Here is a 20,872-nt window from a genome sequence, read left to right as displayed (position 1 = left end):
GGTCGGGCCGGCCCGATGAAGCTCCCGTTGCAGGCGATCGTAGAGCTACGAAAGCAGCAGCGCGCAATAGGATATTACGGCAAAGGATTTTGAAACCGATTGGAACGCGACCATGGACGTCGAGGGATGGTTGCAGGAACTGGGCCTCGAACAGTATGGAACGCTGTTCCGGGCGAACGAAGTCGATGCCGAAGTCCTGCTTGAGCTGACCGAGAACGATCTTGAGAAGCTCGGTGTGCCGTTGGGGCACCGCAAGCGCCTCCTCAAGGCGATCGCGAAATTGAGCGCCACGGAAACGGCGGAGGTATCGCAACCGACGTCGGCCGAACCGAGCCCGCGGGACGCCGCGGAGCGTCGTCAATTGACCGTCATGTTCTGCGATTTGGTTGGCTCGACCGCACTGTCGGCGCGACTCGATCCAGAGGACATGCGCGAGGTGATGCGCTCCTATCAGGACGCGTGCTCGGGCGTCATCGCGCGCTATGAAGGTTTTGTCGCCAAATTCCTGGGCGACGGCATCGTGGCCTATTTCGGCTATCCGCTCGCGCATGAAGACGATGCTGAGCGCGCCGTGCGCGCCGGTCTCGAAATCGTTGCTGTCCTTGCGGGGCTGGAGACGCGGGCCGCCGACCTGCTTCAAATCCGCATCGGTATTGCGACGGGGGTCGTGGTCGTCGGCGATCTCATTGGACAAGGCTCCGCGCAGGAGCATCCGGTGGTCGGCGACACACCAAATCTCGCCGCGCGGCTACAAAGCGTAGCCCACCCCGGCAGTATCGTGGTGAGCGAGCAGGTGCGGCGCCTGGCCGGAGGAACGTTCGATTACGAGGATTTGGGCGAGCTGACGCTCAAGGGCATCGCGCCCCCCACGCATGGCTATCGCATCCGCGGCATAAGCAAGACGGCCAGCCGCTTCGAAGCCGCCACCTCCGCGGGACTAACGGCTCTGGTCGGGCGGCACAGCGAGGTTTCGTTGCTGCAGGACCGCTGGGCCCAGGTGGTGGAAGGAACGGGGCAGGTGGTCTGCCTCAGCGGCGAGGCCGGCATCGGCAAGTCGCGCCTGGTTCATATGCTGCGCGCCCATGTGTCGGCCGGTCACGCCCTGTGCTTCTCGGCCAGCGGCTCGGCATACCACCAAAACACCGCGCTGCACCCGGTCATCGATCTCCTGCAAGGGTTGCTGGGATTTGAGCCCGGCGACGACGCGCCGGCACGCCTCGCCAAGCTGCATCAGGGCCTCGCCTTGCATGGTCTCGGCGACGCCCGCATGGCGAGCGTGTTCGCCGCCTTGCTGTCGCTCCCCAGCGAAGCTGGCCAACCCGCCGCGACGGCCGGGACGCAAAAGGAGACGCTGGAAGCGATCCTCACTCTGTTGCTGGCGCTGGCCGCACACAAACCGGTCCTGCTTGTGGTCGAAGATCTGCATTGGCTGGATCCTTCCACGCTGGAACTCCTGGGCTTGCTGATCGATCAGGTGCCCACGGCCAACATCCTGTTGCTGACCGCGGCCCGACCCAACTTCCAGCCGCCCTGGGGTGCGCGGCCGCAGGTCAACGCGCTGCGCCTCGGCCGGTTGGCGCGCAGCGAGATCAGCCAGCTGGTGCTGCAGGTGACGGGCAGCAAGCCGCTGCCGGCGGAGGTGCTGGAGCAGATCATCAAGAAGACGGATGGCGTGCCGCTATTCGTCGAGGAATTGACCAAGACGGTGATGGAGCTCGGTCTGCTCAGGGACCTTGGCGAGCGCTACGAACTCGTGGGCCCGCTGACCCCACTGGCCATTCCGGCCACGGTGCACGACTCGTTGATGGCGCGCCTGGACCGTCTATCGACGGCCAAGACTGTGGCCCAACTAGGCGCCGTGCTGGGGCGCAGTTTTGCCTACGACCTGTTGCATGCGGTGGCCAAAATGGACGAGGCGACGTTGCGCCAGTCGCTGCAGCAGCTTGTCGTCGCCGAGGTGTTGCAGCAACACGGCCTGCCGCCCAGCGCCACCTACACCTTCAAGCACGCGCTGGTGCAAGACGCCGCCTATGGCTCCTTGCTGCGCAGCACGCGCCAGCTGTTTCACCAGCGCGTCGCCCAGGTACTGGTGGAAAGCTTCGCCACCCTTACGCAGGGGCAACCCGAGGTGCTGGCCTATCACTACACCGAGGCCGGCCTCGCCGCACAGGCCATCCCGCAGTGGCAGCGCGCGGCGCAATTGTCAGTCGGGCGCGCGGCGCATCGTGAGGCAATCAGCCAGTTCAATGCGGCGCTGGGATTGTTGGCCGGCCTGCCCGCGGGGTCCGAGCGGTCCAAGCAGGAACTTGAGGTGAGGCTCGGTCTCGGACCGGCGCTGATGGCGGCGCGCGGCTATGCTGCGCCGGAGGTCGAGCGGACCTACGAGCGGGCACGCGAACTCGCGAACGAACTGGGCGAGGCCGAGCAGCGGTTCACCATCTTGTTCGGGCTGTGGCGCTACTACTTGAACCGTGCCCGCCTGGCCGCGTCGCGCGGTCTCGCCGAGCAACTCATCGCCTCGGCCGAGGAATCGGGCGTCGACACACAATGGTCGATGGCGCGTTATGCGATGGGCACCACGCAATATTACCAGGGCGAGATCGAGCCCGCCGCCGCCAACCTGGAACAAGCCGTGGCGCTGTACGACCCGCGGCAGCATGTCAGTGTGGCGGCCAGCGACCCGCGCATCACCAGTCTTTCCTGCGGCGCCTGGGCGTTGTGGCATCAGGGCCTAGCCGACCAGGCGCTGATGCGCAGCGAGGAATCGGTGCGTCTGGCACACGAATTGTCGCATCTGCCGAGCCTCGCCCACGCCTTGTACTACGCGTCGCTGCTGCATCAGTTCAGACGGGCCGCGGATCGGGCGCGTGATTGCCTGCAGCAGTTGATGGCCTGCTCCACCGAGCGCGGCTTCTCCTACTGGGAAGCGCGGGGCTCCGTGCTTCAGGGCTGGCTGTTGGGCGAAGAAGGCCACACGGCTGAAGGCATCCGCACCATGCTGCGCGGCATCGAGGCGGTGCAGGCGACCGGTGCCGAACTGGCCCAGCCCAACTACCTGGCTATGCTGGCCGAGCTGTATCTCAAGAACGGCGAAGCGGCCGCGGGGTTGCGCGCCGTGAACGACGCATTGGAGCGCATCGAGCACACCCTCGAGCGCCGCTGGCAACCTGAACTGCTGCGCCTGAAAGCCGAATTGCTGCTCGCCGAAGACGCCGGCGCGGCGGATGCCGCTCGGGACAGCCTGCACCAGGCGCTGGCCCTGGCGCGTCGGCAGAATAACCGGTCACTGGAGTTGCGCGCGGCGATGAGCCTCTATCGCCTGGAGCGCCATCACCGGGGGCGACGCGACGGGCATCAACTGCAAACCGCCTGTTCCGCTTTCACCGAAGGGTATGACGAACCGGATCTGCGCGAAGCCCGTACGCTGCTCCAAGCATCATAAAGGGAAATAACGCCATGGAAGAGTCGCTGCTGCATGATCTGGGCGATGAGGCGCTGGACCCGATCATCAAGGAGTATGTCCAGATCGTCCAGCGGGGATTGCCGCGACCGGCGCGCCCGCAGGACGTGATCATTGTCGGCGCCGGCATGGCCGGCCTGACCGCGGCGTATCTTTTGCGCAACGCAGGCCACCACGTGCGCATTCTGGAAGCCAACACTTATGTCGGCGGCCGCGTGCATACCTTTCGCTCCTTCAGCGGCGATCTCTATGCCGAAGCGGGCGCGATGCGGATCCCGAGCCAGCACCAGCTGGTGAGCGCATTCGCCGATCTGTTCAGGCTGCCGCGTGAACCCTTCTTCAACGTCGACATCGACCCCGCGACCCGCGACGCTGCCGACCCGGTGTCGCGCAACAATGAATGGCTGTTCGTCAATGGCGTGAAGATCAGGCGTAGCGCCTACACCGCCGGCCAGTTGAACTTCCCGCTGCCGCCGGGCGAGGAAGGCCAGACTGCGCAGCAAATGCTGGACGCCGCGCTGGCGCCGCTGCGCGATTTCATCAAGGCCGATCCGGCGTCGCGATGGCCGGTGGTGATCGAACGCTTCGGCGAATTCTCGGTGCGCCGCTTCCTGAAGGAACAGACGCTGTATTCCGAGGAGGCGATCGAGATGATCGTCGTGTTGAACAACCTGGAATCGCGATTGATGACGTCCTTCGTGCAGGCCTTCATCGAGCTTGCCATCATCAATGACAAGGTTCGCTATTGGCAGATACCCGGCGGCAACGACTTGTTGCCGCAGGCCTTCCTGCCGGCGCTGAAAGACAGCATCAGCTTTGGCCAGCGCCTGAGCGCGCTGAGCTGGGACGGGAGCGGCGTCAGTCTGCGTACGACCAGTGGCGAGACCTTCAAGGGCGACGCGGCCATTGTCGCGATCCCCTTTTCCAGCCTGCGCTTCGTGCGCACTGACCCGTTGTTCGTGCCGCAGCGCCGGCGCGCCATTCGCGAATTGCACTATGACGCCGCCACCAAGGTCTTGCTCGAATTCAGCCGCCGCTTCTGGGAGCAGGACGACGACATCTACGGCGGGGGCTCCACCACCGACCTTGCCAACCGCTACATCTACTACCCGAGCCACGACATGGGCTCGAACCGGGGCGGCGTCGTGCTCGCGAGCTACGTCTGGGGCGAGGACGCCTTGCGCTGGGACTCGCTGACGGAGCCCACGCGCCTGCAGTTCGCGTTGGACGGCATCTGCGCATTGCACGGCGAGGGCGTGCGTAAACTGTATGTGGGTGGCACCAGCAAGAGCTGGATGCAGGATCCTTTCGCGTGCGGCGAGGCGGCCATCTTCGCGCCCGGGCAGTTCGAGATGCTGATGCCCTACCTGCTCGAGCCGGAAGGCGGCAAGGTTCACTTCGCGGGCGAGCACACCTCGCTCAAGCATGCGTGGATCGAGGGCGCCATCGAGTCCGGCGTGCGCACCGCGCTGGCTGTCAGCGAAGGGCGCAAGCCGGCCGCAGCCCAACTGGGTGTCATGCGATGAACAAGTCACCCAACGCCATCGAATTCGTGCTCGGCGCGCTCAAGCAGGAAGGCATCAGCCATGTCTTCATGGTGCCCGGCGGATTGATCGACGGCTTCCTCACCGAGTTCGGTGACGTCACCGGCGTGAAAGCCATCGTCGCCGCCCATGAAGGCGGCGCGGGCTTCATGGCGGACGGTTATGCGCGGGCAAGCGGCAGGTTTGGCGTATGCCTCGGCATCGGCGGGCCGGGCGCGGCCAATCTGGTCGCGGCGCTCGCCAATGCCTATGCCGACGAGTCGCCGATCCTCGCCGTGACCGGCGAAGTGCAAAGCGACTGGGAAGGCCGCGGCTCATTCCAGGACGGCAGCGGTACCGGCATGAACGACGTCGCCCTGATGCGGCCGGTGACGGCGTTCGCTCAGGAAGTGCCGGCGGTCAGTCTGCTGCCGCATCATTTGCATGTGGCCTTGCGCACTATGGTGGGGGACTCGCCGCGGCCGGTCTTCCTGAGCCTGCCGCAAGATCTGCACGAGCGGCCCGTGACCGAGGCCTACCGCCCGCTGCAATACGGCCCGGCAACGCCGCCGCGTGTGCTGGACCGGGAGACCGCGGCCGCCGCGCGAGCGTTGCTGACGGCAGGCCCGCGCATCGCCATTCTGGCCGGAAACGGCTGCGTGAGATCCGGCGCCACGGAGGACCTCGTGCGGCTTGCCGATAACTTCGGCATTCCGGTGGCCACCACGTTGCGCGCCAAGGGCGTGATCCCGGAAGACCATCGCCTGTCGCTGGGCGTGTTTGGCTATGGCGGGACTCGCCATTCGACACTGGCTTTGACGCCGGACGACGACACCGGCCCCAACCCGCCGCCGGCGGCCGACGTGAAGGCCGACGTGCTGTTGATCCTGGGCTCGGGCCTGAGCCAGCGCGACACCATGTCGTGGAGTCCGAACCTGCCGGCGGTCACCGTACAGGTCGACATCGACGCTTGCGAGTTCGGTCGCGACTATGCGGTGACCGGGTCCGTGGTGGGCGACGCGCGCGAGTTTGTGCGCTGGATGTTGGAAGACGAGCCGGTGCGCAGCGCTCTCGCCGGCACCCGGGCGGCGCGCGATGCGTGGACCGCGCGCATACGCGCCATGCCGCGCCTGTACGATGTGGCCAACACCCGCAGCAATGCGGTGCCCATCCACCCGGCGCGCGCCGTTGCCGACCTGCGTCAGGTGGCCCCGCGCGACTGCGTGCTGCTGGTCGACTCCGGCGCGCATCGGGTCTTTGGCGGGCATTACTGGCAAAGTCATGGGCCCAGCGCCTATCTCACCGCCACCGCCATGGCGCCGATGGGTTGGGCCATTCCCGCGGCAATCGGCGCCAAGCTGGCGCGGCCGGAGCTGCCGTGTGCGGTGATCACCGGCGATGGCTGCATGCTGATGCACGGCATCGAGATCCAGACCGCGGCGCGTCACGGTCTCGCTATCGTCTATGTCGTCATCAACAACGGCGCCTTGGGGAATGTCTACCTGCGGGCCAAGCAGATGAGCCCGGCCGCAGCCGAGCTGTCCCTGCTTCGCACCCACGACTGGGTGCAATTTGCGCGCTCGCTCGGTGCCGACGGCGTGGTGGTGGAGCAGCCCGGCGACCTGGTCGGCGCCTTCGAGCATGCCTTTCGTTCGGGCGGCACGTTCATCGTCGATGTGAGCTGCGACCGTGACGCCACCACGCCCGTGGGCCCCTGGAACCGCGCCAAAGGCGCGTCACTGGATTGAAGCCATGGCACAATTACCCGACCCGACGCCGGATCTGGACGATGAGGGCCGCGCCATCTACCGGCGCCTGGCCGGCCCGCGCGGCGGACTCCATGGCATGTATTTGGCGCTGATGAATAATCCCGTGCTGGCTGAGCATATCGGCAATCTCGGCAGCTATCTGCGCTTTCATGGCCTGCTCAGTGCCGACGTGCGCGAACTCGCCATCCTGGCGACGGCGCGCGGCCTCGGCGTGGCCTATGAATGGGAGCAGCATGCGCCGATCGCTCTCGCCGCGGGCGTGCCCCAGGCGGTGGTGGACGCCTTGCAGGCTGGTGATTTCGCGGCTCCGCCGATGAGCGCTCTCTACGTCGACATTTGCAGCGCGGCCCGCCATGTCGTGGCGCAAGAGTCTCTGCCCGACCTCCTGCAGCAGCGCTTGCAGCAGGCGTTGGGCTTGAAGGGCGTGGTCGAACTGGTGACGCTGTGCGGCTTCTACCGCTGCATCGCCACCGTCGTCACGGCCTTCGACGTAGCCCTGCCCAATCCCGGACCGCCGCCGTTCTGAGACGGTCCCGTACAAGCCGTAGATGTCGAACCTCGGGAGCACTTGATGAACTCCCTGAAGCGCGATGACGATTGAACCTCATCGCGTCCTAGCAGCCGCGGCAGATGCTCTTCAGCTTGCTGTTGAGCAGGCGGTCCTCTTCATCGGAGGCCGCCTTGGTGTAGGGGTCGTCGGCGTGGCGTTTGTCGGCGGCAAATCCGCCGCCGCGACCGGCGCCGCCGGCATGCATGCCGTGCAAGCCGCCATGGCCGTGGCCGCCGCGCGCATCCGCCGGCGGCATTGCAGCCGCAACCAGGGTCAGCAGCAGCCCGGCTGTTGCGATCGTCCGCATGATGTCCTCCTCGTCGCGGTAAAGTACCGCTGACGCTGCGGCAAATCGGTGTCGGCCAACTTCACAATTTCGCGTGGCGGCAATCGGCCCGATACGCGCGGCCGGTTCCCGAAGGACCCCGCCGCTGCGCCACACGGGGATGGCTTCATGCCGACAATGCAGTGCTCGCGGCAGCAAAATGGTGTATCCGCAAGCTCTGGCGCGCCCAGGAGACGGGCAGGAAACGGGCAAGACACGGTCCGGCGCCGGATAATCAAGATTTAGCAAGATTTCGGAGGAACGTTCATGTCGGCTCTGCCACTTTCGGGCATCAAGATTCTCGACCTGACGCGGGTGCTCGCGGGCCCGCTGTCGGCCCAGATGCTGGCGGATCTCGGCGCCGAGGTGATCAAGATCGAGCGGCCCGGCGGCGGCGACGACGCCCGCGCCTTTGGTCCGCCCTACCTCGCCGATCCCGAAGGCAAGGCGAACAACAACAACTCGTTCTACCTCTGCGCCAACCGCAACAAGAAGTCGGTCACCGTCAACATCGCCAAGCCCGAAGGGCAGGCGATCGTCCGCGAGCTCGCCAAGTCGGTCGACGTGATGATGGAGAACTACAAGGTCGGCGACCTCAAGCGCTACGGCCTCGATTACGACACCATCAAGCAGCTCAACCCCGGCATCATCTATTGCTCGGTGACCGGCTTCGGCCAGACCGGCCCGTACGCCACGCGCGCCGGCTATGATGCGATCCTGCAGGCGATGGGCGGCCTGATGAGCGTTACCGGCCATATCGACGGCGAGCCCGGCGCGGGCCCGATGAAGGTCGGCCCGTCGATCGTCGACTACATGACCGGCATGAACACCTCGATCGGGATTCTGTCGGCGCTGTACCATCGCGACGCCAACAACGGCGAAGGGCAGCATGTCGACGTCTGCCTGTTCGATACGGTGATTGCCTCGCTGTCGCATTGGCTGCAGATCTACCTCGTCAACGGCAACATGCCGCCGCGCCGCGGCACCTGGGGCAATGGCGGCATGCCGGCCGGCGTGTTCCGCTGCACCGACGGCGAATTGATGCTGGTGGTCGGCAATGACGGCCAGTTCCAGCGGACCTGCGCCGTGCTCGGCGAACCAGAGCTCGCCAACGACAAGCGCTTCGTCAAGAACAACGACCGCGTCGTGCACGGCAAGGAGATCATGGCGATCTTCGCCGGCCTGTTCCTGAAGCATCCGGTCGCCTACTGGCTGGACAAGCTCGAAGAGGCGGGCGTGCCGTCCGGTCCGATCAACAATTTCGAGCAGGTGTTCAGCGATCCGCATGTGCAGTCGCGCGGCATGCGGGTGAAGGTCGATCACCCCTTCGAGCCGAACCTGTCGCTGATCCGCAACGCGCTGACCTTCTCGGGCACGCCGATCACCGACTACCGCGCCCCGCCGCTGTTAGGTGCCGACACCAAGGACGTGCTGGCGACCATCGGCTACGACGACGCCAAGGTCGAAGGGCTGAAGGCGCAGGGGATTCTGTAACGCTGACTTCGGAGCCGCGGGCGGTCCGCTCTTCCCGTCATCCTGAGGTGCGAGCGGAGCGAGCCTCGAAGGATGAATCGGCCACCAGCCGGGCCGTGCATCCTTCGAGACGCGCTTCGCGCTCCTCAGGATGACGGGGAGAGGGCTGTCTGGTCGGCTACAACACTTCGACCTATATCGAAGCATTCTTGACACGAGCCTGCTAGATTGGCGCCATCGATCCCTATCGAAGGTGCCAATCATGAAACGGGAAGTGGTCCGCGTCGAACCGATCTCGAGCTGGCTGGAGCGCTGGAAGGCGCCGGCGTCGGCGGTCACGCGCGCCGGCAATATGGTGTTCGTCTCCGGCCTGCCGCCGTTCGATCCGGCAACCGGCGAGATCGCCGCCGGCGCCTCGATCGAGCGGCAGAGCGAACTGGTGATGGAGCAGCTCAGGCAGTGCCTCGAGGCCGCCGGCGCATCGTTCGACAACGTGATGAAGTGCAACATCTTCTGCACCTCGGCAAAACACTTCGCGACCTTCAACGCGATCTACCGGAGATATTTCACGGATGATCTGCCGGCGCGGATCTTCGTCTGCATCCCGGAATGGACCGGGCCGTTCGACATCGAGATAGATTGCATCGCGATGGTGTAGGGCACGATCAGGAAAAGTGTGAAGCGGTTTTCCGTCGCGACAAACGCAAGGCGTTTGCGCGGATCGTGCTCAGAAGAAACGAAAGCGCGATGGAAAATCGCGCTTGAGGGCAGAGCCGCTTACAAATCTTGCCGCGTCAGCCGGCCGTGGACCACGACCGGCCGCAGCGCCGGCTTGCTCGGCACGTCGCCCATCGTCAGCGCCATCACCGAGACCGTGACCACGCGATCGATGATGGCGCGGACGTCGTCGAGATCGCATTTGCCTTCCGACAGGCGCAGCAGGCGTTCCTTCTCGCGGATGGTGTGATGCGCCATCGCGAGCGCGAAGTGCAGGCCCCAGTACAGTTCGGTGTCGTCGCGGCCGGGCATCGCGCGACGCATCGCGGCGGCGAATTTGCGCAAATGATCGACCTCGCGGTTCTTGATGCGGCGGATCGGCGGCACCGATTCGATCGAGGCGCGGATCATGAAGCGCGCCGCGGTCGAGCCCTCGCGATCGGGCCCGAGGCAGCCGCGCAAAGTGGGGCCGACGAGAGCACGCATGATGTCCTCGATCGAGGCGCGTCCGCCGCCATTTTCCTCCGCCGCCTTCAGTTCATTGAGACGTTCGCGGTTGGTCTGGATGCTGCGGGTGACGAACAGCTCCGCGATCAATTCGTCCTTGGAGCCGAAATGATAGTTCACCGCGGCGAGGTTGACGTTCGCCTCCGCGACGATGTCGCGCAGCGTGACGTCGCCGAAGCCGCGGTCGGCATAGAGTCGCTCGGCGGCGGCGAGAATGGCGGATCGGGTCTGGTCGCTGGCCATGGTCTTGAGCCTTTCCGTTATTCCGCGGTGCGCCGGGGAATGACGAAGACGACGGGGAGTTGCATTTCAAACATTTGTATGAAACTATCGTTTGAAGAGCCGGAAATGTCAATCCGCTGATCGCGGGGCGGCGTTCTGGCACACCACCGCCGCCGTTTCCGTGAACGCCCTTGCGGGCCGCGGACGCGGGGTCAACAATGTTGCCCAAACGGCCAAGGCCCAGTTCCGCGGCCTAAGTGCAAAGCCCAAGTCTAGGAAACGAGGAGCGTCCCATGGATTTCACGATGTCGGCCAGGCAGAAGGAATGGCTTGAGCGCGTTCAGGCTTTCATGAAAACGCATGTCCGCCCCGCCGTGCCGATCTACGACAAGCAGGACGCCGAAGGCCCGCGCTGGAAGGTGATCCCGATCCTCGAGGATCTGAAGAAGAAGGCGAAGGCCGAGGGCCTCTGGAACATGTTCATGCCGCCGTCCTCGCATGAGGATGACGAATTCCACGGCGCGGGATTGAGCAACCTCGAATACGCGCTGTTGTCCGAGGAGATGGGCCACATCTCCTGGGCGTCCGAGGTCTTCAACTGCTCCGCCCCCGATACCGGTAACATGGAAGTGTTCATCCGCTACGGCACCAAGGAGCAGAAGCGCAAATGGCTGCGCCCGCTGATGGACGGCGAGATCCGCTCCGCCTTCCTGATGACCGAGCCGGCGGTTGCGTCGTCTGACGCCACCAACATCGAGACCCGGATCGAGAAGGACGGCGATCACTACGTCATCAACGGCCGCAAATGGTGGTCGTCGGGCGTCGGCGATCCCCGCTGCAAGGTCGCGATCCTGATGGGCAAGACCGACTTCAACGCCGCCAAGCATCAGCAGCAGTCGCAGATCCTGGTGCCGCTCGACACCCCCGGCATCAAGGTCGAGAAGATGCTGCCGGTGTTCGGCTTCGACGACGCACCGCACGGCCACGCCCAGGTGCTGCTCGAAAACGTCCGCGTGCCGAAGGAAAACATCCTGCTCGGCGAAGGCCGCGGCTTCGAGATCGCGCAGGGCCGTCTCGGTCCGGGCCGCATCCATCACTGCATGCGCACCATCGGCAAGGCCGAGGAGGCGCTGGAGAAGATGGTGAAGCGGCTCGCCTCGCGCACCGCGTTCGGCAAGAAGATCATCGAGCATTCGGTCTGGGAGCAGCGCATCGGCGAGGCCCGCACCGATATCGAGATGAACCGCCTGCTGTGCCTCAAGGCCGCCGACATGATGGACAAGGTCGGCAACAAGACCGCGCAGGCCGAGATCGCGATGATCAAGGTCGCAGCTCCGAACATGGCACTGAAGATCATCGACCAGGCGATCCAGGCCTATGGCGGCGGCGGCGTCTCCGACGAGGCCGGGCTCGCCAAGGACTATGCCCACATCCGCACGCTGCGGCTGGCGGACGGTCCGGACGAGGTGCACAATCGCGCCATTGCCAGACTTGAACTTCGGAAGTATGCAAACACGTCGCACTGAGCATGATGCGGAACGCATGGCGTTCGCGCTGACATCGTGTTCAGAATGAAAAATAGAGATCAGGCTGGCGTGCCAGCCTGATTGAAGGAGCGTCCGACGGCGCTCCCCAAAAACTGAATTGAGGGAGCGTCATCGTGGCGGACGGCGTCAGGAAAGACGAAGAATTTTCCGGCACAAGGGAAGTCGAGGAGCGCCATCGTATCAACGAGGCGAACCTCGCGGCCTGGATGCAGGAACATGTCGAGGGCTATCAGGGCCCGCTCACGGTCCTGCAATTCAAGGGTGGCCAGTCCAACCCGACCTACAAGCTCGAGACTCCCGGCCGCAATTATGTGATGCGCCGACGCCCGTTCGGTAAATTGTTGCCGTCGGCCCATGCTGTGGATCGCGAGTTCCGCGTCATCGCGGCGCTCGGCAAGCAGAATTTCCCGGTCGCAAAAGCCTACGCGCTGTGCACCGACGATGCGGTGATTGGCTCGGCCTTCTACGTCATGTCGATGGAGGAGGGGCGGGTGTTCTGGGATCCGACGCTGCCGAGCCAGCAGCCCGACGCGCGCCGCAAGATCTTCACCAGCAAGATCGAGACGCTGGCGAAGCTGCACATGCTCGATCCCGAAACGATCGGCCTCGGCGATTTCGGCAAGCCCGGCAATTATTTTGCGCGCCAGGTCGACCGCTGGACCAAGCAGTATCGTGCGTCCGAGACGCAGCACATTCCCGAGTTCGAGAAGCTCGCGGAGTGGCTGCCGAAGACGGTGCCGGAGCAGAAGCGCGTCTCGGTCGTGCACGGCGACTATCGCCTCGACAACATGATCTTCCACGCCACCGAGCCGCGGGTGCAGGCGGTGCTCGATTGGGAATTGTCGACGCTCGGCGATCCCATGGCCGACTTCACCTATCTGTTGATGCAGTGGACCATGCCGGGCCTCGCCAATGCCGACCTCAAGGCGTTGAACATTCCGAGCCAGGACGAGGCCGCGCGGATCTACTGCGACGTCACCGGCATGGCTGTGCCGGATCTGAACTGGTACTTCTCCTATAACCTGTTCCGCCTCGCCGGCATCACGCAGGGCATTGCGGGCCGGGTCCGCGACGGCACCGCCGCGAATGCCAAGGCCCTCGAGTCGGCCAAGCGCACCGTGCCGCTGTCGCAGGCGTCCTGGGAATACGCGCAGAAGGCCGGCGCAACCTGATCCGAGAAATGCGGCGCGATCCCCCAGGGTTCGCGCCGCTTCCGCAAGCTGCGGCATGTTTCCGCATTGTAGCCATCTGTGACTTGAGTTCGCTGCGCCGCTTTGGCAAGTCAGTCCGGTCGACGCCCGCCCTGGTCCTGATCGGACACTTTCACCTTGGCCCTTTCCCCGAATCTTCGCGGCAGCCTGTTCATGGCGGCGGCCATGGCCAGCTTCACGGCCAACGACGCCATCACCAAGGCGGTGTCGGCGGAGCTCAACATCGGGGAGATCCTGCTGGTCCGCGGCCTGGTCGCGATGGTGCTGGTCGCAGCACTCGCCTGGTACCGCGACGCGTTGCGCAGTTTTGGCGCACTGCTGATCTGGCCGGTCGGACTGCGCGTGATGGGCGAGATCGGCGGCACGCTGACCTATCTTTCGGCGATCGCGCAGATCCCGCTCGCCAACGCGTCGGCGATTTTCCAGGCGCTGCCGCTCGTCATCACGCTGGGTGCGGCGCTGGTGTTCGGCGAGCCGGTCGGCTGGCGGCGCTGGCTTGCGATATCAGCCGGCTTCATCGGCGTGCTCGTCATCGTGCGGCCGGGCGCGGAGGGCTTTAGCCAGGCGTCGCTTCTGGCGCTGGCGTCGGTCGGCTTCTGCGCGGTGCGCGATCTCGCCACCCGCCGCATCCCGAAAGCGCTGCCGACCGTGTTCATCACGCTGCTCACCACCGTGACGGTGACGACGGCCGGCGCTGCCGTCCTGGTCCCGCTGGGTGGCTGGAAACCGCCGTCGGGCCACGCCCTCGGCCTGCTGGTGTTGGCCGCTGTGCTGATCCTGATCGGCTATCAATGCATCATCGTGTCGCTGCGCACGGGCGACATCTCGGCGGTGGCGCCGTTCCGTTACTCCGCATTGCTATGGGCGATGCTGCTCGGCTATTTCGCCTTCGGCCACCGGCCCGATGCCCAGATGCTCGCAGGCGCCGCGATCATCGTCGCCTCCGGCCTCTACGCCTTCTACCGCGAGCGCAAGCGCGACAAGCTGCGTCCGGCCGCGACGGGGCCGGGCCTGCCGCCGGATGGGTTGTGAAGATTTGTAGGGCGGATTTCGCGCAGCGTCATCCGCCCTACGGCGATCGCAGGTTCAAGGCCCGATATCCGGGCATGACGAAAACAACCGCCTCAGCGGAGACCGCCCGTCACGTGCAACGTTTCGCCGGTGACGTAGGAGGCATCGTCCGAGGCGAAGAAAGCCACAGCGGCTGCGATCTCCTCGACCTTGCCGATCCGTGCCAGCGGCGTGGTGGATTCGATCCACTTGCGCATGTCGCCTTCTGCAAGGCCGGCGGACACGACGCCTTCGGTCGCGATCATGCCGGGGTTGACGGTGTTGACGCGGATCTTGCGCGGCGCCAGTTCCTTCGACAGCACCGAGGAGATCGCATCCACCGCGGCTTTGGTCGCAGTATAGACGGCGGTGTTCGGCGGCGCGATCGTTGATACGCCGGAGCTGATATTGATGATGCTGCCGCCTGCCGTATTGAAGTGCCGCGCGGCTTCCTGCGACACCAGCAACAGGCCAAGCACGTTGAGATCGAAATGCTTGTGGAAGTGCCCGGCGGTGATGCCATCCAGCGGCGCGAACTCGTAGAGGCCGGCATTGTTGACCACGACATCGATCGGACCAAATGCCTTGACGGTCTCAGCCACCACCGACTTCACATGGCTGGCGTCGGTGAGATTGCCGTGGACGGCGATGGCCTTGCCGCCCTTGCTGGTGATCGCATCCACGACACGCTCTGCTGCCTGTTTGCTGGCGCTGTAGTTGACAGCAACCGCGGCTCCCTCCGCGGCGAGCCGGACGGCGATCTCCGCGCCGATGCCCTTTGACGCGCCGGTTACCAGCGCCACTTTGCCCTCGAGTCTTTTGCTCATCTCGTTCTCCATTGTCCACGCGGATGCGCAGTTGTTCAATAGTTCAGTAATAGTGAACTATTGAAGCTGTTCAAGGGCAGCGCTATATATTTCGTGATGGTGCAGTTCGTTCACCCGTCGCGTGAGGACATCACATTGGCCGGAGTGCTGGCAGCGCTCGCGGACCCGATGCGGTTGAAGATTGTCAGGGGCCTGCTCGAGCAGGGCGATTGCATGTCGTGCACGGCCGCGGCGCCGTGCCCTGGCATGGCCAAATCGACGCTGTCGAACCACTTCCGCGTCCTGCGAGAGGCCGGCTTGATTCAAACCTCGAAAAAAGGCGTCGAGCATCGCAACGTGGTGCGCGAAGCCGATATCAATGCGCGCTTTCCCAAATTGCTCAAGACGATCCTGGGGTATCCGGAATAGCGCACAGGGCGGATCAACGAATCCTAATCCGCCGTTCGTTCAACGCAGCTGCAATCGCGGATTGGCCTTCCCGCATATCGCTTCGCTCATGCGGGCTACGTCTTGATCCGCGCCGCTCGCTCGTCAGTGAATGCCGGTGAACAGCCGGTTCCAGCGCACCGAGGACGGCCAGTGCCACACTTGCCATGCCGGCGCGTCATTGCCGATCGAGAAAAAGATCACCTTGGCCTGCCCGATCAGGTTCTCGAACGGCACGTAACCGACACCGCCGCGCGCTGGCGGCACGCGGCTGTCGGCCGAGTTGTCGCGGTTGTCGCCCATTGCGAAGAAATGCCCCGGCGGCACCACATAGACCTGTGTGTTGTCGTATTCGGAACGCTCGATGCGATCGAGCGTGTCGTAGCTGACCCCGTTCGGCAGGGTCTCGCGCCAGCGCTTGACGCGGACCGGGCGCGGCCCCTCGTCGCGATCGACATAGTCATCGACGCGCTCGCGCTTCACCGCGGTGCCGTTGATGTACAGCTGTCCGTCGATCATCTGAATGCGATCGCCGGGCAGGCCGATCACGCGCTTGATGAAATCAACTGAGTCGTCGCTCGGCAGCCGGAACACCACGACATCGCCGGGCTTGGGTTCGGAGCCGAAGATGCGGCCCGAGAACAGCGGTGGCGAGAACGGCAGGGAGTAGTGCGTGTAGCCGTAGCTGTATTTCGAGAGAAACAGGTAGTCGCCGACCAGCAACGTCGATTCCATCGATTCTGACGGAATGTTGAAGGACTGGAACAGGAAGGTGCGGATCACCAGCGCGATGATCAGCGCCTGCACGGCCACGCGGAAGGTTTCCGCGATTCCGCCTTGCTGACGTTCCTTCTCGGTCGACATGGTCCCGGGCTCCTGTTTCACGCCTTACGCAGCAGAGCATCACTTCGCGTAACGCCCGATCAGCTGCGTAGCCCGGGTGAGCGAAGCGATACCCGGGAGAGTGCTCCCGCATATCCCTTCGCTCATGCGGGCTACGCGACTGGTGCCGCGTCAGTGAGACTCTCGGCGAAAATAAAGATGTTTCGAAAGGGATCACAGATGTGAAACTGCTTGAATCCCCATGGCTGCGCCTTGACCTTAGACGAAGTAATCACATTGGCTGCCAAAAATTCCTGGTACAGGGCCTCGATGCTACTCACCCTGATCCAGAACGCGCCGTGGCGCGTGGGAGGATCATTGGAGGGGTGGAGATGAAGCTGCACCCCATCTCGTTCAACGATCATGAACCCTTCCTCCTGATGTGTGCAGGCAAAGCCCAGTCGTCCATAGAAGGCCAAGGTTTGCTCCGCATTTCCAACTGCGATGCGAGGAGAGATTGCATGAAGGATCGGCTTGCTCGTCGGTGCGGCTGCCATGTGTGCCACTCCCTTCCTGACTTGGCGCCCTCAGTCCGTAGCCCGGGTGAGCCAAAGCGATACCCAGGGAACTGCTCCCGCATATCGCTTCCGCCGTCGCTCTTCGAGCTATGGCGGACAAGTCGCTCATGCGGGCTACGAAATCAATTCACTTCGCGCAATGGGCGATCAGCCGCGCGACGAATTCGCCGCAAGCCTCGAGCTGCGACATCTCGACGAACTCATCCGGCGTGTGTGCCTGCGCGATAGAGCCGGGGCCGACCACCACCGACGGGACATCGGCCATGCTGACGAACAGGCTGGCCTCGGTGCCGAACGCGACCTTGGCGTGGTCGTTGCGGCCGGCGAGCTGCTTGGCGAGCGTGACGATCGGCGCATCCGCCGCGGTGTCGAGTGCGGGGTAGTCGAGGATCTCCTCGAAATCGATGCCGCATTCGGGATGCCGCTTGCGCATGGCAGGCTCGATCTCGGCCCTGGCCCAGGCGATGATCGCGTCCGTCACCTGCCTGGACTCGGTGATGCCGATGCCGCGGCATTCGAATTCCACCACACAACTGTCGGGCACGATATTCAGCGCGGCGCCGCCGTGCACGATGCTGGTGAGCAGGGTCGAGTGCGGGACGTCGTAGAGGCTGTTCTGTTCGGCATCCGCGGCCAGCAACGCGGCGCGGCGGCGGATTTCGGTGATCAGGTCGGCCGCGTATTCGATGGCGTTGACGCCGTCGGGCGCGATCGAGGAGTGGCGGGCGAGCCCGCGGAACGTGGCGCGCACGCCGTGCTTGCCCTTGTGGCCGATGATCACCTGCATCCGGGTCGGCTCGCCGACGAAACAGCCGAGTGGCCTGATCGGCTTGCGTGCGACGTCGCGCAGCATCGGGCGGACGCCGACGCAGCCGATCTCCTCGTCATAGGAAATTGCAAGATTGATCGGCGTCTTCAGACCGGCCGCGAGCATTTCCGGGACCATCGCGAGACAGACCGCGACAAAGCCCTTCATGTCGGTGGTGCCGCGGCCGTACAGCCGCCCGTCACGCTCGACGAGCTCGAATGGGTTGTGGCTCCAGTCCTGTCCGGCGACCGGCACGACATCGGTATGGCCCGACAGCACCAGGCCGGGTTTGTCCTCGGGGCCGACCGTCACCCACAGCGAGGACTTCTGTCCGGTGTCATCGACGATGCGCTGTCCGCTGACGCCAAGCGAGGCGAGGTAGCGCTCGATGTAGTCGATCAGGGGCAAATTGCTACGGTCGCTGACCGTGTCGAACGCGACGAGGTCGGCCAAGAGCTTGCGGATACGGTCGGGGCGTTGATTTTGCATGGTCCAGGTCGGTTGAAGGGGGGCGGCGATGCCGGTCGACGATTATAACACCTAGGTCGCCCTATGCAGTTGGGCAAGCATGGTGCGGACCTAGGTCGGTTGCGCGATCCGATGCTCGAAGAAGTGCTGGTAGGCGTACGACAGGAATCCGATGCTGATCGGAAGGATCAGCAGATCGACGATTGCCACGAGGACGTCGGAGCCAATCATAGTCAACATGAAGTCAGCGGCCAGATTTTCCTCCCTTGCGAAAACGGCAGAGCCGATCAGCCTGTCGAACGTGAATCTGGCGGCCAGGTGGAGCGGGAGGGTGGCGAACACCAACCCCCAGAACAGCCGCCAGACGTTTCCTCTTGTCCGTTCCCATGCTTCTCGTATCGGCCATTTGCCTCGATCGACTGCGCTAGCCGGGAGCAGAAGACAAAGCCGAGCAATGATGACGGCCGACACACAGTACGCCGCAAGCAATCCCAGCGTCAGCGCGAGAAAGGTGCCCTCGGAGTGGATATTCATGTTTGCAATCAGCGACGCGGGTAGGATGTATCCGATAGGCAGAAGGCTCCACATGACCGGCACAAGCACAAATGCACCAAGAACGAGGCTGACGACGACGTAGCGCCAGAAGTTAATCGTTGCCACGTTGCGTCCGATCCAGCGGGGAGGTTCCTTCAGGATGATCATCCGGTGCCATGTGACGGCGATGCTTGCTGCCACGACGATCGTCAGGGTGGTATCGATCAGAACAAGCGCTTTCAGCCATGTTGACACCGCCCAGAAAGATGGAGGTGCAATAATGTCTTGAAACACCTCTGGCCCTTGTTGCCACTTGGTCATACTAGTGACCGCCGTGACGAGCAGCAGCGCCGGCCAGGCGACGCGCAGGAGATCGGCGAGGTTCCGGAAGTAACTCGAATATGAAAGGCGAACGGTGCTCGAGAATGGCAGCTTCGGATAGGGGAGCTGAGGCGGGTCGTTGGCAAGGCTCATTGCACGCTCGGTCGGGGTGACGGAATCGTTCGATCAATGCTCGACGCTGGCGCAGATTGCGATGGGTCACTTCCGGTGGCAAGCTTGCTAACCAAATTCGCGCCCCCATCTGCTGGTCAGGCGGGGAGATGGCCATGATCCAGCAGCTGCGCATCTACGAGATCTTCGAGAACAACAAGGCCGCGTTTCACGCCCGGTTCCGCGATCACGCGGCGCGGATCATGACGGAGCGCTACGGGTTCAAATTCGCCAGCATGTGGGAAACGAAAATCGGTGACCGCACCGAGTTCGTGTACCTGCTCGAATGGCCCGACGAGGCGACCAAGACGGCGCAATGGGCAGCATTCATGAGCGACGCCGAATGGAGCGAGATCAAGCGGGTCACCCTTGCCGAGCACGGCCCGATGGTCGGGCAGATCGAGGATCGGCTGCTGGCTCAGGTAGACTATTCGCCGGCGAGGGAGCGGAGCTTGTTGCCGGGGTAACGTGCAGTAGCGCAACGCTCCGACAAATCATGTCGCGAGAAGCGCGGGTGCAAACGGGGGCGCTGGCGCGCAGCGAACCACAAATTCGATGTCGTCCCGGGCAGCGTAGCGCGACCCGGGACCCATAACCACGAATGCCAATTGGTTTGCGAAGCTGCAGCCACAGTGCGTCCGGCAACGCAACTCTGTGGTTATGGGTCCCTGCTCCCGTGCGCAATTGCGCACTAGGCAGGGACGACGGTTGTGGGTGTGGCGCCGCGGTTGCGTCATACGAACACGCGGCGCCGCGAACGGAGAATGCCGTTGTTAAATCGGCTTGCCCGTATACGGCATCGACGCGGTGAGGCCGCCGTCGACCGGGATGGCCTGGCCGTTGACGTAAGACGCCTCGTCGCTTGCCAGGAACAATCCCATCGCGGCGAGTTCGTGCGGCTGACCGGGGCGCTTCAACGGATTGAGCTGGCCGATCTTGTCCTGGGTCCCGCGCTCCTTGGCGCGATCGAATACCGGCTTGGTCATGCCGGTCTCGATCAGGCCCGGGCAGACCGCGTTGATGCGCACGCCGGTGCCGGAGAGCGAGTAGGCGGTGGTCTGAACCAGGCTGATGACGCCGGCCTTGCTTGCGCCGTAGGGATGTCCGCTGGCGCCGGACTTCAGGCCCGCGACGGAGGCGGTGCAGACGATCGAGCCGGAGCCCTGCTTGGTCATGTGCGGAATCGAATGCTTGATCGCGAGGAACGGCCCGATCAGATTGACGCGCAGCACTTCCTGCCAATGTTCCGGGGTCTGGTCGGCGAGCGGCACGAGGCCGCCGCTGACGCCGGCATTGGCCCAGATCGCATCGAGCTTGCCGTATTTCGAAACCGCCTTCTCGATGAAGGCCTTCACGTCGCTCTCCGAGCCGGCGTCCGCAGTGACGGCTTCGACCGTGCCGCCGGCATCGCGCACCAGCTTGGCGGTCTCGTTGACACCATCGGTGCGATCGACCGCGATCAGCTTGGCGCCTTCCTTGGTGAACAGCAGCGAAGCGGCGCGGCCGATGCCGCTTCCAGCGCCGGTGATGATGACGGATTTGCCTTCGAGGCGGCCCATGGTT

The 20,872-nt window shown here is 64.2% G+C and carries 19 protein-coding genes; 11 read left to right on the top strand and 8 right to left on the bottom strand.

Annotated elements, in window-relative coordinates:
* Window positions 1-112: 112 nt before the first annotated feature.
* The 4 genes from ACOIX3_RS24235 to ACOIX3_RS24220 are packed head-to-tail and all read left to right on the top strand — an operon-like array spanning window position 113 to window position 7,278.
* Window positions 113-3,442: an AAA family ATPase gene (locus ACOIX3_RS24235; protein ID WP_420964580.1), complete on the top strand. Its 3,330-nt coding sequence runs from the start codon at window positions 113-115 to the stop codon at window positions 3,440-3,442.
* Window positions 3,443-3,456: 14 nt separating this feature from the next.
* A complete protein-coding gene (locus tag ACOIX3_RS24230; protein WP_420964579.1) occupies window positions 3,457-4,986 on the top strand; it encodes a flavin monoamine oxidase family protein in 1,530 nt (509 codons plus the stop codon).
* The gene (locus ACOIX3_RS24225) at window positions 4,983-6,731 is read left to right on the top strand and encodes a thiamine pyrophosphate-binding protein (RefSeq protein ID WP_420964578.1); all 1,749 of its coding nucleotides are present in this window, start codon (window positions 4,983-4,985) and stop codon (window positions 6,729-6,731) included. Before ACOIX3_RS24230 ends, ACOIX3_RS24225 begins: the two co-directional genes overlap by 4 nt.
* A gap of 4 nt (window positions 6,732-6,735) precedes the next feature.
* On the top strand, window positions 6,736-7,278 hold the full coding sequence (locus ACOIX3_RS24220; protein ID WP_420964577.1) for a carboxymuconolactone decarboxylase family protein: 543 nt from the start codon (window positions 6,736-6,738) through the stop codon (window positions 7,276-7,278).
* A gap of 88 nt (window positions 7,279-7,366) precedes the next feature.
* Here the strand turns inward: ACOIX3_RS24220 and ACOIX3_RS24215 are convergent, their stop codons facing one another.
* Window positions 7,367-7,609 (bottom strand): hypothetical protein, encoded by a 243-nt coding sequence (locus ACOIX3_RS24215; RefSeq protein ID WP_420964576.1) that lies wholly within the window; start codon window positions 7,607-7,609, stop codon window positions 7,367-7,369.
* Window positions 7,610-7,894: 285 nt separating this feature from the next.
* Between ACOIX3_RS24215 and ACOIX3_RS24210 the strand changes: the two genes are divergently transcribed.
* The gene (locus tag ACOIX3_RS24210) at window positions 7,895-9,121 is read left to right on the top strand and encodes a CaiB/BaiF CoA transferase family protein (RefSeq protein WP_420964575.1); all 1,227 of its coding nucleotides are present in this window, start codon (window positions 7,895-7,897) and stop codon (window positions 9,119-9,121) included.
* 241 nt (window positions 9,122-9,362) lie between these two features.
* A complete protein-coding gene (locus ACOIX3_RS24205) occupies window positions 9,363-9,758 on the top strand; it encodes a Rid family hydrolase (protein WP_420964574.1) in 396 nt (131 codons plus the stop codon).
* A 119-nt stretch (window positions 9,759-9,877) separates the two neighbouring features.
* On the opposite strand, the gene ACOIX3_RS24200 is transcribed toward ACOIX3_RS24205, so the two are convergent.
* A complete protein-coding gene (locus tag ACOIX3_RS24200) occupies window positions 9,878-10,567 on the bottom strand; it encodes a TetR/AcrR family transcriptional regulator (RefSeq protein ID WP_092115017.1) in 690 nt (229 codons plus the stop codon).
* A gap of 272 nt (window positions 10,568-10,839) precedes the next feature.
* On the opposite strand from ACOIX3_RS24200, the gene ACOIX3_RS24195 reads away from it, so the two are divergent.
* The 3 genes from ACOIX3_RS24195 to ACOIX3_RS24185 all read left to right on the top strand — a co-directional run bounded on the left by ACOIX3_RS24195 (window position 10,840) and on the right by ACOIX3_RS24185 (window position 14,336).
* Window positions 10,840-12,072, top strand: coding sequence for an acyl-CoA dehydrogenase family protein (locus ACOIX3_RS24195; protein WP_212309687.1), 1,233 nt, complete (start codon window positions 10,840-10,842; stop codon window positions 12,070-12,072).
* Between the two features lie 134 nt (window positions 12,073-12,206).
* On the top strand, window positions 12,207-13,265 hold the full coding sequence (locus ACOIX3_RS24190) for a phosphotransferase family protein (RefSeq protein WP_420964573.1): 1,059 nt from the start codon (window positions 12,207-12,209) through the stop codon (window positions 13,263-13,265).
* A gap of 156 nt (window positions 13,266-13,421) precedes the next feature.
* Window positions 13,422-14,336, top strand: coding sequence for a DMT family transporter (locus tag ACOIX3_RS24185; protein WP_420964572.1), 915 nt, complete (start codon window positions 13,422-13,424; stop codon window positions 14,334-14,336).
* A gap of 92 nt (window positions 14,337-14,428) precedes the next feature.
* On the opposite strand, the gene ACOIX3_RS24180 is transcribed toward ACOIX3_RS24185, so the two are convergent.
* Window positions 14,429-15,181, bottom strand: coding sequence for an SDR family NAD(P)-dependent oxidoreductase (locus ACOIX3_RS24180; protein ID WP_420964571.1), 753 nt, complete (start codon window positions 15,179-15,181; stop codon window positions 14,429-14,431).
* Between the two features lie 96 nt (window positions 15,182-15,277).
* On the opposite strand from ACOIX3_RS24180, the gene ACOIX3_RS24175 reads away from it, so the two are divergent.
* Window positions 15,278-15,589 (top strand): ArsR/SmtB family transcription factor, encoded by a 312-nt coding sequence (locus tag ACOIX3_RS24175; RefSeq protein ID WP_298376717.1) that lies wholly within the window; start codon window positions 15,278-15,280, stop codon window positions 15,587-15,589.
* 123 nt (window positions 15,590-15,712) lie between these two features.
* Here ACOIX3_RS24175 and lepB read toward each other — a convergent pair whose 3' ends face one another.
* The 4 genes from lepB to ACOIX3_RS24155 all read right to left on the bottom strand — a co-directional run bounded on the left by lepB (window position 15,713) and on the right by ACOIX3_RS24155 (window position 19,291).
* Window positions 15,713-16,471, bottom strand: a complete 759-nt coding sequence (gene lepB, locus ACOIX3_RS24170; protein WP_420964570.1) for a signal peptidase I — start codon at window positions 16,469-16,471, stop codon at window positions 15,713-15,715.
* 131 nt (window positions 16,472-16,602) lie between these two features.
* A complete protein-coding gene (locus ACOIX3_RS24165) occupies window positions 16,603-16,986 on the bottom strand; it encodes a bleomycin resistance protein (protein ID WP_420964569.1) in 384 nt (127 codons plus the stop codon).
* Window positions 16,987-17,134: 148 nt separating this feature from the next.
* Window positions 17,135-18,304 carry an acetylornithine deacetylase gene (gene argE, locus ACOIX3_RS24160; RefSeq protein ID WP_420964568.1) on the bottom strand — a complete coding sequence of 390 codons (1,170 nt, stop codon included), beginning with the start codon at window positions 18,302-18,304 and terminating at the stop codon, window positions 17,135-17,137.
* 90 nt (window positions 18,305-18,394) lie between these two features.
* On the bottom strand, window positions 18,395-19,291 hold the full coding sequence (locus ACOIX3_RS24155) for a hypothetical protein (RefSeq protein ID WP_420964567.1): 897 nt from the start codon (window positions 19,289-19,291) through the stop codon (window positions 18,395-18,397).
* Window positions 19,292-19,425: 134 nt separating this feature from the next.
* Between ACOIX3_RS24155 and ACOIX3_RS24150 the strand changes: the two genes are divergently transcribed.
* On the top strand, window positions 19,426-19,776 hold the full coding sequence (locus ACOIX3_RS24150) for an NIPSNAP family protein (RefSeq protein WP_420964566.1): 351 nt from the start codon (window positions 19,426-19,428) through the stop codon (window positions 19,774-19,776).
* A 306-nt stretch (window positions 19,777-20,082) separates the two neighbouring features.
* On the opposite strand, the gene ACOIX3_RS24145 is transcribed toward ACOIX3_RS24150, so the two are convergent.
* A complete protein-coding gene (locus ACOIX3_RS24145; protein ID WP_229165650.1) occupies window positions 20,083-20,868 on the bottom strand; it encodes an SDR family NAD(P)-dependent oxidoreductase in 786 nt (261 codons plus the stop codon).
* Window positions 20,869-20,872: the final 4 nt, after the last annotated feature.

Source organism: Bradyrhizobium sp. B120 (assembly GCF_049075665.1).
In the GTDB taxonomy this organism is placed as follows: Bacteria; Pseudomonadota; Alphaproteobacteria; order Rhizobiales; family Xanthobacteraceae; genus Bradyrhizobium.
This window is presented reverse-complemented; position numbering and strand designations above follow the sequence as displayed.

Excerpts from the sequence above, each read along its gene's own strand:
- ACOIX3_RS24235 (WP_420964580.1), top strand. The coding sequence starts at position 113 with ATGGACGTCGAGGGATGGTTGCAGGAACTGGGCCTCGAACAGTATGGA.
- ACOIX3_RS24230 (WP_420964579.1), top strand. The coding sequence starts at position 3,457 with ATGGAAGAGTCGCTGCTGCATGATCTGGGCGATGAGGCGCTGGACCCG.
- ACOIX3_RS24225 (WP_420964578.1), top strand. The coding sequence starts at position 4,983 with ATGAACAAGTCACCCAACGCCATCGAATTCGTGCTCGGCGCGCTCAAG.
- ACOIX3_RS24220 (WP_420964577.1), top strand. The coding sequence starts at position 6,736 with ATGGCACAATTACCCGACCCGACGCCGGATCTGGACGATGAGGGCCGC.
- ACOIX3_RS24215 (WP_420964576.1), bottom strand. The coding sequence starts at position 7,609 with ATGCGGACGATCGCAACAGCCGGGCTGCTGCTGACCCTGGTTGCGGCT.
- ACOIX3_RS24210 (WP_420964575.1), top strand. The coding sequence starts at position 7,895 with ATGTCGGCTCTGCCACTTTCGGGCATCAAGATTCTCGACCTGACGCGG.
- ACOIX3_RS24205 (WP_420964574.1), top strand. The coding sequence starts at position 9,363 with ATGAAACGGGAAGTGGTCCGCGTCGAACCGATCTCGAGCTGGCTGGAG.
- ACOIX3_RS24200 (WP_092115017.1), bottom strand. The coding sequence starts at position 10,567 with ATGGCCAGCGACCAGACCCGATCCGCCATTCTCGCCGCCGCCGAGCGA.
- ACOIX3_RS24195 (WP_212309687.1), top strand. The coding sequence starts at position 10,840 with ATGGATTTCACGATGTCGGCCAGGCAGAAGGAATGGCTTGAGCGCGTT.
- ACOIX3_RS24180 (WP_420964571.1), bottom strand. The coding sequence starts at position 15,181 with ATGAGCAAAAGACTCGAGGGCAAAGTGGCGCTGGTAACCGGCGCGTCA.
- ACOIX3_RS24175 (WP_298376717.1), top strand. The coding sequence starts at position 15,278 with ATGGTGCAGTTCGTTCACCCGTCGCGTGAGGACATCACATTGGCCGGA.
- lepB (WP_420964570.1), bottom strand. The coding sequence starts at position 16,471 with ATGTCGACCGAGAAGGAACGTCAGCAAGGCGGAATCGCGGAAACCTTC.
- ACOIX3_RS24165 (WP_420964569.1), bottom strand. The coding sequence starts at position 16,986 with ATGGCAGCCGCACCGACGAGCAAGCCGATCCTTCATGCAATCTCTCCT.
- argE (WP_420964568.1), bottom strand. The coding sequence starts at position 18,304 with ATGCAAAATCAACGCCCCGACCGTATCCGCAAGCTCTTGGCCGACCTC.
- ACOIX3_RS24155 (WP_420964567.1), bottom strand. The coding sequence starts at position 19,291 with ATGAGCCTTGCCAACGACCCGCCTCAGCTCCCCTATCCGAAGCTGCCA.
- ACOIX3_RS24150 (WP_420964566.1), top strand. The coding sequence starts at position 19,426 with ATGATCCAGCAGCTGCGCATCTACGAGATCTTCGAGAACAACAAGGCC.
- ACOIX3_RS24145 (WP_229165650.1), bottom strand. The coding sequence starts at position 20,868 with ATGGGCCGCCTCGAAGGCAAATCCGTCATCATCACCGGCGCTGGAAGC.